General features: G+C 57.4%; 16 protein-coding genes and 1 riboswitch. Of the genes, 6 read left to right on the forward strand and 10 right to left on the reverse strand.

Features of this window, described 5'->3' with window-relative positions; genetic code table 11:
- Window positions 1-52: 52 nt before the first annotated feature.
- From ACUTSW_RS24880 to ACUTSW_RS24915, 8 genes are all read right to left on the reverse strand, one after another.
- Entirely contained in the window at window positions 53-478 is a 426-nt protein-coding gene (locus ACUTSW_RS24880) for a thioesterase family protein (protein WP_062869253.1), read from the reverse strand.
- A 378-nt stretch (window positions 479-856) separates the two neighbouring features.
- The gene (gene thiH, locus ACUTSW_RS24885) at window positions 857-1,990 is read right to left on the reverse strand and encodes a 2-iminoacetate synthase ThiH (RefSeq protein WP_004953950.1); all 1,134 of its coding nucleotides are present in this window, start codon (window positions 1,988-1,990) and stop codon (window positions 857-859) included.
- Complete coding sequence (locus ACUTSW_RS24890) at window positions 1,990-2,769, reverse strand: thiazole synthase (RefSeq protein ID WP_004953953.1); 780 nt, start codon at window positions 2,767-2,769, stop codon at window positions 1,990-1,992. Before ACUTSW_RS24890 ends, thiH begins: the two co-directional genes overlap by 1 nt.
- Window position 2,770: 1 nt before the next feature.
- The gene (gene thiS, locus ACUTSW_RS24895) at window positions 2,771-2,971 is read right to left on the reverse strand and encodes a sulfur carrier protein ThiS (RefSeq protein WP_318432118.1); all 201 of its coding nucleotides are present in this window, start codon (window positions 2,969-2,971) and stop codon (window positions 2,771-2,773) included.
- Complete coding sequence (locus ACUTSW_RS24900) at window positions 2,968-3,717, reverse strand: HesA/MoeB/ThiF family protein (protein ID WP_006323151.1); 750 nt, start codon at window positions 3,715-3,717, stop codon at window positions 2,968-2,970. The genes thiS and ACUTSW_RS24900 overlap by 4 nt, the downstream gene beginning before the upstream one ends.
- Before the next feature lie 4 nt (window positions 3,718-3,721).
- The gene (gene thiE / locus ACUTSW_RS24905) at window positions 3,722-4,360 is read right to left on the reverse strand and encodes a thiamine phosphate synthase (RefSeq protein WP_445585586.1); all 639 of its coding nucleotides are present in this window, start codon (window positions 4,358-4,360) and stop codon (window positions 3,722-3,724) included.
- Complete coding sequence (gene thiC, locus ACUTSW_RS24910) at window positions 4,353-6,296, reverse strand: phosphomethylpyrimidine synthase ThiC (RefSeq protein WP_445585587.1); 1,944 nt, start codon at window positions 6,294-6,296, stop codon at window positions 4,353-4,355. The genes thiE and thiC overlap by 8 nt, the downstream gene beginning before the upstream one ends.
- Window positions 6,297-6,411: 115 nt before the next feature.
- Window positions 6,412-6,535: riboswitch (TPP riboswitch) on the reverse strand.
- Window positions 6,536-6,574: 39 nt separating this feature from the next.
- Entirely contained in the window at window positions 6,575-7,078 is a 504-nt protein-coding gene (locus ACUTSW_RS24915) for an Rsd/AlgQ family anti-sigma factor (RefSeq protein ID WP_004953964.1), read from the reverse strand.
- Window positions 7,079-7,177: 99 nt separating this feature from the next.
- On the opposite strand from ACUTSW_RS24915, the gene nudC reads away from it, so the two are divergent.
- The 6 genes from nudC to ACUTSW_RS24945 all read left to right on the forward strand — a co-directional run bounded on the left by nudC (window position 7,178) and on the right by ACUTSW_RS24945 (window position 11,554).
- On the forward strand, window positions 7,178-7,945 hold the full coding sequence (gene nudC / locus ACUTSW_RS24920; protein ID WP_445585588.1) for an NAD(+) diphosphatase: 768 nt from the start codon (window positions 7,178-7,180) through the stop codon (window positions 7,943-7,945).
- 39 nt (window positions 7,946-7,984) lie between these two features.
- On the forward strand, window positions 7,985-9,049 hold the full coding sequence (hemE, locus tag ACUTSW_RS24925) for a uroporphyrinogen decarboxylase (protein ID WP_006323156.1): 1,065 nt from the start codon (window positions 7,985-7,987) through the stop codon (window positions 9,047-9,049).
- A gap of 12 nt (window positions 9,050-9,061) precedes the next feature.
- A complete protein-coding gene (gene nfi / locus ACUTSW_RS24930) occupies window positions 9,062-9,745 on the forward strand; it encodes a deoxyribonuclease V (RefSeq protein ID WP_445585590.1) in 684 nt (227 codons plus the stop codon).
- A 48-nt stretch (window positions 9,746-9,793) separates the two neighbouring features.
- A complete protein-coding gene (locus ACUTSW_RS24935; RefSeq protein WP_004953973.1) occupies window positions 9,794-10,384 on the forward strand; it encodes a YjaG family protein in 591 nt (196 codons plus the stop codon).
- A 189-nt stretch (window positions 10,385-10,573) separates the two neighbouring features.
- Complete coding sequence (gene hupA / locus ACUTSW_RS24940) at window positions 10,574-10,846, forward strand: nucleoid-associated protein HU-alpha (RefSeq protein ID WP_004929874.1); 273 nt, start codon at window positions 10,574-10,576, stop codon at window positions 10,844-10,846.
- 36 nt (window positions 10,847-10,882) lie between these two features.
- Entirely contained in the window at window positions 10,883-11,554 is a 672-nt protein-coding gene (locus tag ACUTSW_RS24945; protein ID WP_445585589.1) for a DUF1481 domain-containing protein, read from the forward strand.
- A gap of 50 nt (window positions 11,555-11,604) precedes the next feature.
- Here the strand turns inward: ACUTSW_RS24945 and purD are convergent, their stop codons facing one another.
- Both purD and purH read right to left on the reverse strand, forming a co-directional pair.
- Window positions 11,605-12,888 carry a phosphoribosylamine--glycine ligase gene (purD, locus tag ACUTSW_RS24950; protein WP_006323160.1) on the reverse strand — a complete coding sequence of 428 codons (1,284 nt, stop codon included), beginning with the start codon at window positions 12,886-12,888 and terminating at the stop codon, window positions 11,605-11,607.
- Window positions 12,889-12,936: 48 nt separating this feature from the next.
- Window positions 12,937-14,526 (reverse strand): bifunctional phosphoribosylaminoimidazolecarboxamide formyltransferase/IMP cyclohydrolase, encoded by a 1,590-nt coding sequence (gene purH, locus ACUTSW_RS24955; RefSeq protein WP_004953982.1) that lies wholly within the window; start codon window positions 14,524-14,526, stop codon window positions 12,937-12,939.
- Window positions 14,527-15,053: the final 527 nt, after the last annotated feature.

Below are 15,053 nucleotides of genomic sequence, written 5' to 3' on the forward strand. Positions count from 1 at the left end.
CCGGACCTTGCCAGATAAACCGCTCCTTCGGGGGCGGTTTTTTTTGCCCGAATTACACGCCGGCAAAGCCCTTGACCTGTTGATATTGCCGGACGCTTGCTATCACCACGTCCGGTGCGACCACACCTTCCCGTCCTAAAATCACCGCCCGCGACGTGCCCTGAGCGACGATCCGATCGCCAACGCTGAAAGTATGGGTGGCATAGAAATAGCGTTCGTCCCAGTGGGTAATGCTCATGCTGACCTGATAGCGCTGGAACGGCTGCAACGCCTTTTTGTAATCCATGGTGTGCTGGCTGATGATCGGTGACCAGCGTCGTTTAAGCATCAACGCCATCAGGCCGGTGCGGATAAACAAATCGACCCGGTTCAGGTCGCATACCGTCATGTAGCGGCCATTGTTCATATGCAGATTGAGGTCGATGTCATTCAGCCAAACTCGGGTCGCCAGTTGGTTGGTCAAAGCATCCATCGACATACGTGGTTTCCAGCACGATGAGAGTAAAACCCAGATCAGTCGCAGGTACAGATTCATAGTGGTTATCTCGCAGAGTTATCAGACCGCGTCGGCGATCAGACTTTAAATGTGGTCCAACCAGTTTATTTTGTCAAAAAACCGGCGAGATGAATGCGGGAGGAGTCAAACATTAGGAGGTCCCGGAGTCGCACGGGAGGGTATCCGGCGCGATCCGGGGGTTGGTAAGCAGAGCCGTTGAGAAAATAGCGGCTCCGGCTGGTGCCGGATTCGGAAGCCAGCATCGCCACTATAGCCGCGCTGATTTCCCATACCAGCAGCCTCTGCAGGCTTTGCGCGGTGCTTCTATGGCATTTCCAACGGTGCTGCAAAGATTGCAAATTACTGCGCGCTACGCCCCAGATATCCGTCCCAGTCTTTCCATACCGGCTGCAAACCGGCGTCGCTGATAGCTTGCGACACCTGTTGCGGTGTGCGGCCGTCGTGTGGTTCGAACTGTTCCAGTTCAGGCGGCACATCGTCGGCATAGCCGCCGGGTTGGGTTTTGGAGCCGGCGCTGACGCTGTTGATCGCTACCGGGATCATATGATCGCGGAAGAACGGCGACTCGCGTGTCGACAGAGAAAGCTCTACGTCAGGAGCGAAAAGGCGAAAGGCGCAGATTAACTGTACGAGTTGCGGTTCGCTCATGATTGATGCCGGTTCGATGCCGCCGGCGCAGGGACGCAGGCGCGGGAATGAAATTGAGTAGCGGCTCTGCCAGTAAGTTTGCTGGAGATAGAACAGGTGTTCGGCCAACATGTAGCAATCGGTGCGCCAGCTATTGGAAAGCCCGATGAGCGCGCCAAGGCCGATCTTGTCGATCCCCGCGCGGCCGAGACGATCCGGCGTGGCCAGCCGCCAGTGAAAGTCCTGTTTCTGGCCGCGCAGGTGATGTTGTTGGTAAGTGGAAGGATGATAGGTTTCCTGGTACACCAGCACACCGTCCAACCCCAGCGTTTTCAGCTCGGCATATTCCTCCTGCGCCAACGGCTGCACCTCCATCATCAGCGAGCTGAAGTGGGTGCGGATCGCCGGAATATGATCGCGAAAATAGTTCATGCCGACCTTGGTCTGGTGTTCGCCGGTGACCAGCAACAGGTGCTCGAAACCCAATGCCTTAATCGCCAGGCATTCGCGCTCGATCTCGATAGCATTGAGCGTTTTACGTTTGATGTGGTTACTCATCGAGAAACCGCAATAGGTGCAGTCGTTGGCGCACAGGTTGGACAGGTACAGCGGCACGTAGAAGCCGACCACGTTGCCAAAGCGTTGGCGCGTCAGCTGTTGTGCACGCTGCGCCAGCGGCTCCAGGTAGGGCGCAGCCGCGGGCGAGATCAACGCCATAAAGTCTTCACGCGTCAATTTTTCCGCATTGAGCGCCCGTTCGACATCCAGCGCAGTTTTACCGTTGATGCGCAGCGAGATATCGTCCCAATCGAGCTGTTGCCAGCGGCTACTGAAATCATCTGCCATCACAATGCCTCCCCAGGTTGGCTAAGGAAGGCGGTCAGTGGGCTGGAGGCCACTGCATTGCGGCTGCGGCCTCCCAACCCGGCCTGGCGAGCCAGCTCACCGGCTTCCAGTGCCAAACGGAACGCGCGCGCCATTTGTACCGGGTCGCGCGCCACGGCGATTGCCGTATTCACCAGCACCGCATCGGCACCCAGTTCCATCGCCTCCAGCGCATGGCTTGGCGCACCGATGCCGGCATCGACCACCACCGGCACTTTGGCCTGTTCGATAATGATTTCCAGGAAGTCGCGGGTCCGCAGTCCGCGATTGGATCCTATCGGTGCGCCGAGCGGCATCACCGCTGCGCAGCCCACCTCTTCCAACCGTTTACACAACACCGGATCGGCGCCGCAGTAGGGCAATACCACAAAGCCCTCTTTAACCAGCGTTTCAGCCGCTTTCAAGGTTTCAATCGGGTCCGGCAGCAGATATTTCACGTCGGGATGAATTTCCAGTTTTACCCAATGGGTACCAAGCGCCTCACGCGCCAGTCGGGCGGCAAACACGGCTTCAGCGGCGGTTTTGGCGCCCGAAGTATTGGGTAACAGGCGCACGCCCAACTGTTGAAGTGGCGCAAGAATGGCATCGTTGCCGCCGCGCAGGTCAACGCGCCTCATCGCCATGGTCACTAGCTGCGAGCCGGAGGCTTGCAGCGCGTCCAGCATCAGCGCAGGGGTGGCGAATTTTCCGGTGCCGGTAAACAGGCGTGAAGTAAAGGTGGTATCGGCGATTTGCAGCATGTCAGCCTCCGGCAATCGCTTGAAACAGCAGGATGTCATCACCGTCCTGCACCTGGTGGTTAGCCCAATCGGTGCGCGGGATGATAGTTTGGTTAATCGCCAGTGCGGTGCCTGGCTGGTGGCGTTCCAACTGCTCAAGCAGGGCGGTGACGCTCAGTGGTTGCGCCAGTTCCAGCGGTTGGTCATTCAGCCGGATTTTCATGCCGCGCCTCCGCATACCGGGCAGGTGCTGGCCTGGCTGAGCTGCAACGTACTCCAGCTTTGCTGCTTGCCATCGAATAGCCGCAACTTGCCGCTGAGCGACGAGGGCATGCCCGCCAGCATTTTTATCGCCTCGAGCGCCTGCAGGGTGCCAATGACGCCAACTACCGGGCCGAGCACGCCTGCGGTGCGGCAGTTGCGTTGCGGCTCGGTTTGCTCCGGGTACAGACAGGCGTAGCAGCCGTGGGCATAGGGCGGTTCAATCACCAGCAACTGGCCGCTGAAGCCGACCGCGCTGCCGCTGATCAGCGGTTTGCCGGCGGCGATACAGGCGGCGTTCACTTCATGGCGGGTTGTCATGTTATCGCTGCAATCCAGGATCAGATCGGCGCGCTCCACGGCGTCTTGCAAGGTTTTTCCCTGCAGACGCTGTTCCAGCGCGATGGATTCCACCTGCGGATTCAGCGCCTGCAACTGACGCTGCGCCAGAGCGGCTTTGCTTTTGGAAACGTCGGTACTGCGGTAGAGGATCTGACGCTGCAGATTGGTGATGTGCAGCGTATCGTCATCGGCCAACAGCAGTGTGCCGACGCCGGCAGCGGCCAGATAGAGTGCGGCTGGGGACCCTAATCCCCCCAGTCCGACCAGCAAAACCGATGCCTGTTTAAGCTTTTCCTGGCCTTGCGGACCTACGTCCTCCAGCAGCAGCTGTCGGCTGTAGCGCAGAAATTCTTGATCGTTAAGCATCGAATCACTCCTTGCCTTCGATCAGTTGCAAAAGCTGCGCGGTGGCCACACGCCAGTCTGGAGCCTTGGTTATAGCGCTGACTACGGCTACGCTGCCGACGCCGCAATCCAGCACTGCCGCCACGCGATCAATCCCGATCCCGCCGATCGCCACCGTTGGGTAGTCACCCAGCCCGGCAACATGGCGTTTCAGCTCAGCCAGGCCTTGAGGTGCGGAAGGCATCTCTTTGGTTTGGGTTGGGAAGATATGTCCTAGCGCGATATAAGAGGGTTTGACTGCGATTGCCCGGGCTAATTCGGCATCGTCATGGGTGGAAACGCCAAGCCGTAATCCTGCCCGATGGATCGCCGCCAGATCGGTGGTATCCAAATCTTCCTGACCGAGGTGTACGCCATAGGCGCCGTGCTTAATCGCCAGTTGCCAGTAGTCGTTGATAAACAGCCGGGCGTGATATTGCTTACCGAGGGCTATGGCGGTGGCGATATCATCCTCAACTTGCTCATCCGGCAAATCCTTAATGCGCAGTTGGATCGTGGTTACGCCCGCCTCCAGCAGACGGGCAATCCATTCAACGTTGTCGACGACCGGGTATAACCCCAGCCTGTGCGGCGTGGCGGGGAAAGGCGTGGCGATATCAGTCATTGTTCATCTCCTCCTGCAGGTTACTGACGCTGTGGTACAGCTCGCTGCCCCGTGAACGGAACTCGGCCGACATCTTCTCCATACCGGTTAGCTGCACCTCTATCGGCTTGGCCGCTTCCTGCGCGGCGGCGTAGTCACGCACCTCTTGCGAGATCTTCATCGAGCAGAACTTCGGCCCGCACATTGAGCAGAAATGGGCGATTTTGCCGGACTCCTGCGGCAGGGTTTCGTCGTGATAGGCACGGGCGGTGGCGGGATCGAGCGCCAGATTGAACTGATCTTCCCAGCGGAATTCGAAGCGAGCTTTGGACATGGCGTTATCACGGATTTGCGCACCTGGGTGGCCTTTGGCCAGGTCAGCAGCGTGGGCGGCGATCTTGTAGGTGATCAATCCCTGCTTCACGTCTTCTTTGTTCGGCAGGCCCAGGTGTTCCTTCGGCGTTACGTAGCACAGCATGGCGCAGCCGAACCAGCCGATCATCGCGGCCCCTATGCCGGAGGTGAAGTGGTCATAACCGGGTGCGATATCGGTGGTCAATGGGCCTAAGGTATAGAACGGCGCTTCGTGGCAGTGTTCCAGCTCTTCGGTCATGTTGCGGCGGATCATCTGCATCGGCACGTGACCTGGGCCTTCGATCATCACTTGCACGTCATATTCCCAGGCGATTTTTGTCAGTTCGCCCAGCGTGTGCAGCTCAGCGAACTGCGCTTCGTCGTTGGCGTCCTGAATCGAACCGGGGCGCAGGCCGTCACCCAGCGACAGCGATACGTCGTAGGCGGCGCAGATTTCACAAATTTCGCGGAAGTGTTGATACAGGAAGTTTTCCTGATGGTGAGACAGGCACCACTTGGCCATGATCGAACCACCACGAGAGACGATGCCGGTCAGGCGTTTGGCGGTCATCGGCACATAACGCAGCAGCACACCGGCGTGGATGGTGAAGTAGTCGACGCCTTGCTCGGCCTGCTCCAGCAGCGTATCGCGGAACATTTCCCAGGTCAGGTTCTCCGCCACGCCGTTCACTTTTTCCAGCGCCTGGTAGATAGGCACCGTGCCGATCGGCACCGGGCTGTTACGCAGGATCCATTCACGGGTTTCGTGGATATAGCGGCCGGTGGACAAATCCATCACGGTGTCTGCACCCCAGCGGGTGGACCACACCAGCTTCTCCACTTCTTCTTCGATCGACGAAGTCACTGCCGAATTGCCGATATTGGCATTGACCTTCACCAGGAAGTTACGGCCGATGATCATCGGTTCGGCTTCCGGGTGGTTGATGTTAGCGGGAATGATGGCGCGGCCGGCGGCTACTTCCTGGCGAACGAATTCCGGCGTGATGTTTGGTGGCAGGTTGGCGCCCCAGCTTTGGCCGGGATGCTGGTGGCGCAGCACTTCGCCGCGGATACGCTCACGGCCCATGTTTTCGCGGATGGCGATGAATTCCATTTCCGGAGTGACGATGCCGGCGCGAGCGTAGTGCAACTGGGTGACGCATTTGCCCGGTTGCGCCTTGCGCGGCTGCGGCAGATGCTCGAAGCGCAGATGATCCAACCCTTCGTCCGCCAGGCGTTGCTGAGTGAACCCGGAACTGACACCTTTGAGGGCTTCGGTATCGCCACGTTCTTCGATCCAGCCGGCGCGCAGTTTCGCCAGGCCGCGATGCACATCGAGCTCGGATTGCGGATCGCCGTACGGGCCGGCGGTGTCATATACCGGGATAGCTTCGTTCTGCTCGTATTGCGGGTTGTCTTTGTCACCGCCAATCAGCGTCGGGCTGAGCTGGATTTCACGCATCGGGACCCGCACATCGCTGCGCGAGCCTTGCAGATAGATGCGGTGTGAATTGGGAAAGGATACGCCTTGCAGAGTGTCGATAAACTGCTGGGCTTCTTCGCGCTGTTCTTTACGGGCGCGCGGTTTTTTAACGTTAGACATAGCAAATTCCTACCAGTGTGATGAGTGGGGAAAATTGCTTGTCTGGAGCTCGGAGGGAGTAATGATACTGGCCGGCAAGGCGGAGGTATCCCCGTTCGGGAAGCCCTGCCAGTGGCGATAGATTACTCTTGTTCCCTTCGCGGGTATTAACCCGATCAGGTTCCGCGGATCCCGAATTAACGGTCTCAGCCTGGCCAATTTGATGAGCAAATCAGCGCTAGGCACTCCGACAAGATGCCCTCCAGTATAGGAGGGTTAATAAAAAAAACTACAAAATTCTAACGCGTCTGATCCACCGCTTTATCCGGCAGAGGTTGCTGCGAGGCTTTGGTCGCCAGTTGGATCAGCTTATCTTCCAGGGCAAAGCGTGCCTCAAGTGTTTCACCGATATCCGAGAGCGCCCGGTGGAATTCCATGCACACGTCCTGATCGATATCTACTTCGGTATAGCGATCGTGGAAAGTCATGATCTGCTCGGTATTGACCCAAAGTTTGGGATAGATGTTTACCGATAGCGACATTTTCGGACTGGGTGCGGCTTCCACTTGTTTGATAATTCTGTCATAGATATGAAAATGCCCGGCAGAGAGATAATCCACCAAATTATGGCAAAAGTTCTCCAGCGCTTTTTCATTCAGCGGCGTATGCTTTTCTTTGTTCGGTTTGATGCCCACGAGGGTGCAATAGGCGACGAGCAACTGCTTGCGCGCCTGAAGCCATTGATCAACTAATTCATTACTACCACCAACGCGCTGAGTCAGGCTTTCCAAACGGTTGAGCATGTTTGACTCCGTAAGTAATAAAAAGTAACAGTAAGTTATTAAAATGTAACAAGGCCGATTTGTAGAGTGCCAGTGAAGCTGAGGTTGTGCAACAACGATATGGAACTTGCATTAACGGGTAATGAAAATGGCTGGTGGATCGTCAGCCATGAAAGCAAACTTTGGTTACCGCGCGGTGAATTGCCGTTCGGTTCGGCGGCGTCGTTTTCCCTGCAGGGGCGAATGGCGCGCACCATTGGTGAATGGGAAGGGTTGCCGGTGTGGCTGGTGCGCCAGACGATGCCGCAGGATATGGGCTCGGTGCGTCAACTGCTCGAGCTCGATCGCGGGTTGTTTCAGCTGGCCGGGCGCGGCGTGCAACTGGCCGACTTTTACCGCTCTCATCGCTTCTGCGGTTATTGCGGCCATGAGATGCACCTGAGCCGTACCGAGAGCGCCTGTTTGTGCGGTCACTGTCGGGAGCGTTACTACCCGCAGATTGCACCCTGCGTGATCGTCGCTATTCGGCGTGACGATGAGATCCTGCTGGCGCAGCATGTGCGTCATCGCGGCGGTATTCATACTGTGCTGGCCGGTTTTGTCGAGGTCGGCGAAACGCTGGAGCAAGCGGCCGCACGCGAGGTGATGGAAGAAAGTAATATTGAAATCAAAAACCTGCGTTATGTGACTTCTCAGCCCTGGCCGTTCCCGCATTCGCTGATGATGGCCTTTATGGCCGATTACCACCGCGGTGAGATTCGTCACGATCCGAAAGAGCTGCTGAACGCCGGCTGGTACCGTTATGACCAGTTGCCGCTGTTGCCGCCACCCGGCACCGTGGCGCGCCGCCTGATAGAGGACACCGTAGCCTTATGCCGTGAGCAATAAATCGCTACAATAACGGCAGATGAATAAGGGAGCCCTATGATGAATGAGTTGAAGAACGATCGTTACCTGCGCGCGTTGCAACGTATGCCGGTGGATGTGACCCCCGTATGGATGATGCGTCAGGCCGGTCGTTATTTGCCGGAGTACAAAGCTACCCGCGCTCAAGCCGGCGATTTCATGTCGCTGTGCAAGAACGCGGAGTTGGCCTGTGAGGTTACGCTGCAACCGCTGCGCCGCTATGCGCTGGATGCCGCCATCCTGTTCTCCGATATCCTCACCATTCCCGATGCTATGGGGCTGGGCCTGTATTTCGAAGCCGGTGAAGGCCCACGCTTCTCTTCACCCATCACCAGCCGTGCCGACGTGGACAAACTGCCGGTGTTCGATCCGGAAGTGGAACTGGGCTATGTGATGAACGCAGTACGCACCATCCGTCGCGAACTGAAAGGCGAAGTGCCGCTGATTGGCTTCTCCGGCAGCCCGTGGACGCTGGCGACCTATATGGTGGAAGGCGGCAGCAGCAAAGCCTTCACCAAGTTGAAAAAAATGATGTACGCCGAACCGGCCACGCTGCATTTGCTGCTGGATAAGCTGGCGGACAGCGTCATTTTGTATCTGAACGCCCAGATTAAAGCCGGTGCGCAGTCGGTGATGGTGTTCGATACCTGGGGCGGCGTGCTGACCGGCCGCGACTATCGTGAATTCTCGCTGCACTACATGCACAAGATTGTCGACGGGCTGCTGCGTGAAAATGACGGCCGCCGCGTGCCGGTCACGTTATTCACCAAAGGCGGCGGCCAGTGGCTGGAGGCGATGGCGGCGACCGGTTGTGACGCGCTGGGTCTGGACTGGACTACCGATATCGCGGATGCGCGCCGTCGCGTAGGCGACAAGGTGGCGCTGCAGGGGAATATGGATCCGTCCATGCTGTATGCGTCGCCTGAACGCATCGGTCAGGAAGTGGAAACCATTCTCGCCGGTTTCGGCCACGGCGAGGGCCACGTGTTCAACCTGGGCCATGGTATTCATCTGGACGTACCGCCGGAAAATGCCGGCGTGTTTGTGGAAGCCGTTCACGCGCAATCGGCGAAATACCATCGTTAAGGAAAGGATGTGATCGATACCCAAACCCTGCGCGCAGAGCAGTTGCGGCTCGCGTCTGAAGTCATCCGCCACGATGACTTTCTGGTCGATACGCCGGCTTTTATCGCCGGCGCTGACGTGGGTTTTGAGCAGGAAGGTGCGGTGACGCGAGCCGCCATCGCCATCCTGCGGTATCCGTCGCTGGAGCTGGTTGAATACCAGATTGCCCGCGTGGCTACCACCATGCCTTATATTCCCGGTTTTCTTTCATTCCGCGAATACCCCGCGTTGCTTGCCGCGTGGGAGCAATTGCAACAGAAGCCAGAGCTGGTTTTGGTCGACGGCCATGGTATCTCGCATCCGCGCCGCCTGGGCGTTGCCAGCCACTTTGGGTTGTTGGTCAACGTGCCGACCATCGGCGTGGCAAAGAAGCGCCTGTGCGGTAAATTCGCCCCGCTTGATGTTGCCGCCGGTGCGCTGGCGCCGCTGGAGGATAAAGGCGAACAGCTTGGCTGGGTGTGGCGGAGCAAGGTACGTTGCAACCCGTTGTTTATCGCCACCGGCCACCGCGTCAGCACCGACAGCGCACTGGCTTGGGTACAGCGCTGCATGGCGGGTTACCGTTTACCGGAACCCACTCGTTGGGCCGATGCCATCGCCTCGCGCCGGCCGGCCTTCCAGCGCTGGCTGCAACAGCATCCAGAGGTGCCGCAATGACCGATTTCGGGTACACTGCGGCGCAGATAACGCGTAAGAGAGTGAATAATGCTACGTAACCCGATTCATTTACGTCTGGAAAAGCTTGAAAGCTGGCAACATTTGACCTTTATGGCCAGTTTGTGCGAGCGTATGTATCCGAATTACCAGATGTTCTGCCTGCAGACCGAGTTCGGCGATCCGGCCATTTACCGTCGCATTCTGGATTTGGTGTGGGAAACCCTGGTGGTGAAGGATGCCAAGGTCAACTTTGACAGCCAACTGGAGAAGTTGGAAGAGGCGATCCCCTCGGCAGAAGATTACGATCTTTACGGCGTTTACCCGGCGATTGACGCCTGTATCGCATTAGGGGAACTGATCCATTCGCGGCTCAGCGGGGAGACGCTGGAGCACGCCATTGCCATCAGCGAAACCTCAATTCGCACCGTGGCGATGTTGGAAATGACTCAGGCCGGTAAAGAAATGACCGACGATGAGTTGAAGGTTCTGCCTGCGGTAGAGGAAGAATGGGACATTCAATGGGAAATTTTCCGCCTGTTGGCTGACTGCGAAGAGCGTGATTTAGAGCTGATCAAAGGGTTGCGTTCGGACCTTCGCGAGGCCGCAGTAAGTAACATCGGGATAAATTTAACGCAATAAGGCAAGAAAACGTGATTTAACGCCTGATTTGTCATGCCTTAAGGCTTCACATCCGCACCCTGTCTGGTCTACATTTGGGGGGCGTAAAAAAAGTGGCTATCGGTGCGTGTATGCAGGAGGGTGCTGTCAATCGGCATATCCGTCGCACTCGATGCTTTGCAAACGATAAACACACTGTAAGGATAACTTATGAACAAGACTCAACTGATTGATGTAATCGCGGACAAGGCTGACCTTTCCAAAGCACAAGCTAAACTGGCTCTGGAATCCACCCTGGCTGCTATTACTGAGTCTCTGAAAGAAGGTGATGCGGTACAATTGGTTGGTTTCGGTACTTTCAAGGTAAACCATCGTAGCGAGCGCACTGGCCGCAACCCACAGACTGGTAAAGAAATCAAAATCGCAGCTGCCAACGTGCCTGCGTTCGTTTCTGGTAAAGCACTGAAAGACGCAGTTAAGTAATACTGCGTGTTGGTGAAAAGATTAAACAGAGGGGCGATGGCGCCCCTTTTGTTTGTCCGACAGGCGCTGCTGGCCATTGGCATTGCCGGTGGCCTAAGCGCCTGCAGCAGTCATTCCGATCCCCCCACTTTTACCGCCAGCGGCTATGTGGCTGACCAGGGCGTTATGCGTCTGTGGCGTAAAGACGACGACCAGCAACGCCCACAGGTGCTGATGAGTGTCTACAGCCCTTATCGCGGGCCAGGCACGATCACCACCCTGTACGAATACCAGAACGGCGAACTGCGCCAGATTAAGCGCACTGACGCCGATCGCGACCAAGACTCCATTCAATTACGCTTTGCCGATGACGGCACGGTGAGCTTTATGCAACGCCAACTGGCTACGCGGCGTGAGCAGTTGACCGGCGATGAGATCGCCTTGTATCAATATCAGGCGCGGCGGGTTCTTGAACTGAGCGAGGCGTTGCGCGTCGGTAAGGTGAAGCTGATACAAGGGCGTTGGCAGCAGGGCGTGGTGCAAACCTGTGATGGGCAATCAATCAAACCGGGGCTGGATAATAATGCGGAAGCCTGGATCGCGCGGCGTGCCCGCAACAGCGGCCAACCGGTGAATATAGCCTGGTTGGATGCACCTGAAGGACGCGAACTGTTGCTGGTGGCGAACGACGATTTTTGCCGCTGGGAACCGAAAGAAGATACGCTATAAAAAAGGGCTCTGTATGCAGAGCCCCGTTGGATTGTGGTGCGACGTTCAGATCATTTGCCGCGGGCAATCGCGCGATAGCCTATATCGTTGCGACAGAAACTGCCCTGCCACTGAATGCCTTTCGCCAACTGGTATGCGCGTTGCTGCGCTTCCGCCACCGTTGCACCCAGCGCCGTCACGCACAGTACGCGCCCACCGTTAGTGACAACATCCTCGCCTTGCATGCGCGTACCGGCATGGAACACTTTGCCGTCGACACTTTCCTGCTGCGGCAAGCCCTGAATCACGTCACCGTTGCTGTAGTCGCCCGGGTATCCACCGGCCGCCAGTACCACGCCCAAAGCAGGGCGATCGTCCCACTCCGAGGTTTTCTCGCCCAGCTTGCCTTCCGCCCCGGCCAGACACAGTTCAACCAGATCGGAACGCAGACGTAGCATGATGGGCTGCGTTTCCGGATCGCCGAAGCGGCAGTTGAACTCAATCACCTTCGGCTGGCCGTCTGCAGAAATCATCAGCCCGGCGTACAGGAAACCGACGTAGGTATTACCTTCCGCGGCCATACCACGTACCGTTGGCCAAATGACCTGATCCATTGCGCGCTGGTGGATTTCATCAGTGACCACTGGGGCAGGGGAATAGGCGCCCATACCGCCGGTGTTAGGGCCGGTATCGCCATCGCCAACGCGTTTGTGATCCTGGCTGGTGGCCATCGGCACCACGTTCTCGCCGTCGACCATCACGATAAAACTGGCTTCTTCACCGTCAAGGAACTCTTCCACCACGATACGGTGGCCCGCGTCGCCAAAAGCGTTGCCGGCCAGCATGTCCTGTACTGCGTCTTCCGCTTCCTGCAGCGTCATGGCGACGATGACGCCTTTACCGGCGGCAAGGCCATCAGCCTTAATGACGATGGGCGCGCCTTTGCTGCGTACATAGGCCAGCGCCGGTTCAACGTCGGTAAAGTTCTGGTACTCGGCGCTCGGAATGTTATGGCGCGCCAGGAAGTCTTTGGTAAAGGCTTTAGAGCCTTCCAACTGTGCGGCTGCCTGGGACGGGCCAAAGATTTTCAGGCCGGCGGCCTGGAAGGCGTCAACCACGCCAATCACCAGCGGCGCTTCCGGCCCAACGATGGTCAGACCGATGTCATGGCTCTGCGCAAAGGCAACCAGCGCCGGAATATCGGTGGCGGAGATCGCTACGTTTGCCAGGTTTGGTTCCAGCGCAGTACCGGCGTTGCCCGGTGCAACGTAAACGTTGTCCGCCAGCGGTGACTGAGCGACCTTCCATGCCAGCGCATGTTCACGCCCGCCGTTGCCGATAATTAAAATGTTCATCAGGTACTCCATGCAGAGCGTGCGCCGTAGCGCACGCGGCAAAAGGGATTAATGGCGGAAGTGGCGCATGTCGGTGAAGATCATCGCAATGCCGTGCTCGTTGGCGGCGGCAATCACTTCGTCGTCGCGGATTGAACCGCCAGGCTGGATCACGCAGGTGATGCCAACCGCCGCGGCGGCATCGATGCCGTCACGGAACGGGAAGAAGGCGTCGGATGCCATGGCGGAACCTTTCACTTCAAGCCCTTCGTCAGCCGCTTTGATTCCGGCGATTTTGGCGGAGTAAACGCGGCTCATCTGGCCGGCGCCTATACCGATGGTCATGTTATCGCGCGCATAAACGATGGCGTTGGATTTCACGAACTTGGCTACTTTCCAGCAGAACAACGCATCACGCAGTTCCTGAGCGCTTGGCTGACGTTCGGATACCACGCGCAGATCGCCCTCGGTAACCATACCCAGATCGCGATCCTGCACCAACAGGCCGCCGTTGACGCGTTTGAAGTCCAGAGCGGCAACGCGCTGCTGCCACTGGCCGCAGGCCAGCACGCGTACGTTTTGCTTGGCGGCCAACAGAGTACGGGCTTCCTGGCTGATGCTCGGCGCAATGATCACTTCCACGAACTGGCGGCTAATGATGGCTTGCGCGGTCGCGGCATCCAGCTCACGGTTGAAGGCGATGATACCGCCAAACGCCGAGGTCGGGTCGGTTTGGTAGGCGCGCTCGTAGGCCGCCAAAATATCGTCGCCGATCGCCACACCGCATGGGTTGGCGTGCTTGACGATCACGCAGGCCGGCTCGCCGAACTCTTTCACGCATTCCAGCGCGGCGTCGGTATCGGCGATGTTGTTATAGGACAGTGCCTTGCCCTGCAACTGGTCTGCGGTAGCGACAGAAGCTTCCTGAACGTTCTCTTCTATATAGAAGGCAGCTTGCTGGTGGCTGTTTTCGCCGTAGCGCATATCCTGCTTCTTGATGTAGTTAAGGTTCAGGGTGCGTGGGAAACGGCCGGCAGGTTGTTCAGTATCACCGTGATAGGCCGGAACCAGTGCGCCGAAGTAGTTGGCGATCATGCTGTCGTAGGCGGCGGTGTGCTCGAAGGCTTTAATCGCCAGATCGAAACGGGTGGCGTATTGCAGCGAGCCATCATTGTTATCCATCTCGGTAATGATGGCGGCGTAGTCGCTGCTCTTCACCACGATGGCGACGTCTTTATGGTTCTTGGCTGCGGAGCGCACCATGGTCGGGCCGCCGATATCGATATTCTCGACGGCGTCTTCCAGCGAGCAATCCGGGCGCGCGACTGTCTGGGCGAACGGATAAAGGTTAACGACCACCATGTCGATCGGCTTGATGTCGTGCTGGCCCATGATCGCATCGTCCTGACCGCGACGGCCCAGAATGCCACCGTGTACTTTGGGATGCAGGGTCTTAACTCGTCCGTCCATCATTTCCGGGAAACCGGTGTAGTCGGAAACTTCGGTAACAGGCAGGCCGGCATCTGCCAGCAAGCGGGCGGTGCCGCCGGTGGAGAGTAGTTCGACGCCACGCTGGGAAAGCGCTTCGGCGAATTCAACGATACCGGCTTTGTCGGAGACGCTGAGCAGAGCCCGGCGGATTGGACGAGGTTGTTGCATGGTTTTATCCCTTGGCTTTGGAGTCGCAATAAAGAGCGTTACGTGAATTTCCACCTGCTTCTCTCTATAAGGAAAGGATTTTCTCTCTATAGAGGGGCAATCGGGCACAGATTCAGGTAACGACCTTATAAAAGAGGGAGCGTTTCGTCGCGAGGAATTGTAGCGAAAACGTTTGCGCGGTGCTCGTAAATTTTCCGCGCAAATGGGTTCTGTGGATAAAGTTGTGCACAACAGGGTATAAGGACGGGTTTTGCTGTGGAATGCAGCAAACGATCGTTTTTGTCGAAAATACCTGTTGCGGCCTGCGAGGAACTCCCTATAATGCGCCTCCATCGACACGGAACATGTGAACAACTTCACAGAGTCTCCGGGGTTCGAAGAGAAAAAATCCTGAAAATTAGGGTTGACTCTGAAAGAGGAAAGCGTATTATACGCCACCTCGAGATAGCAAGCTACGGCGGCTAACTCACTGCTCTTTAACAATTTATCAGACAATCTGTGTGGGCACTCCACAAGACGATATCCAG

Source organism: Serratia sp. TSA_198.1, assembly GCF_052686505.1.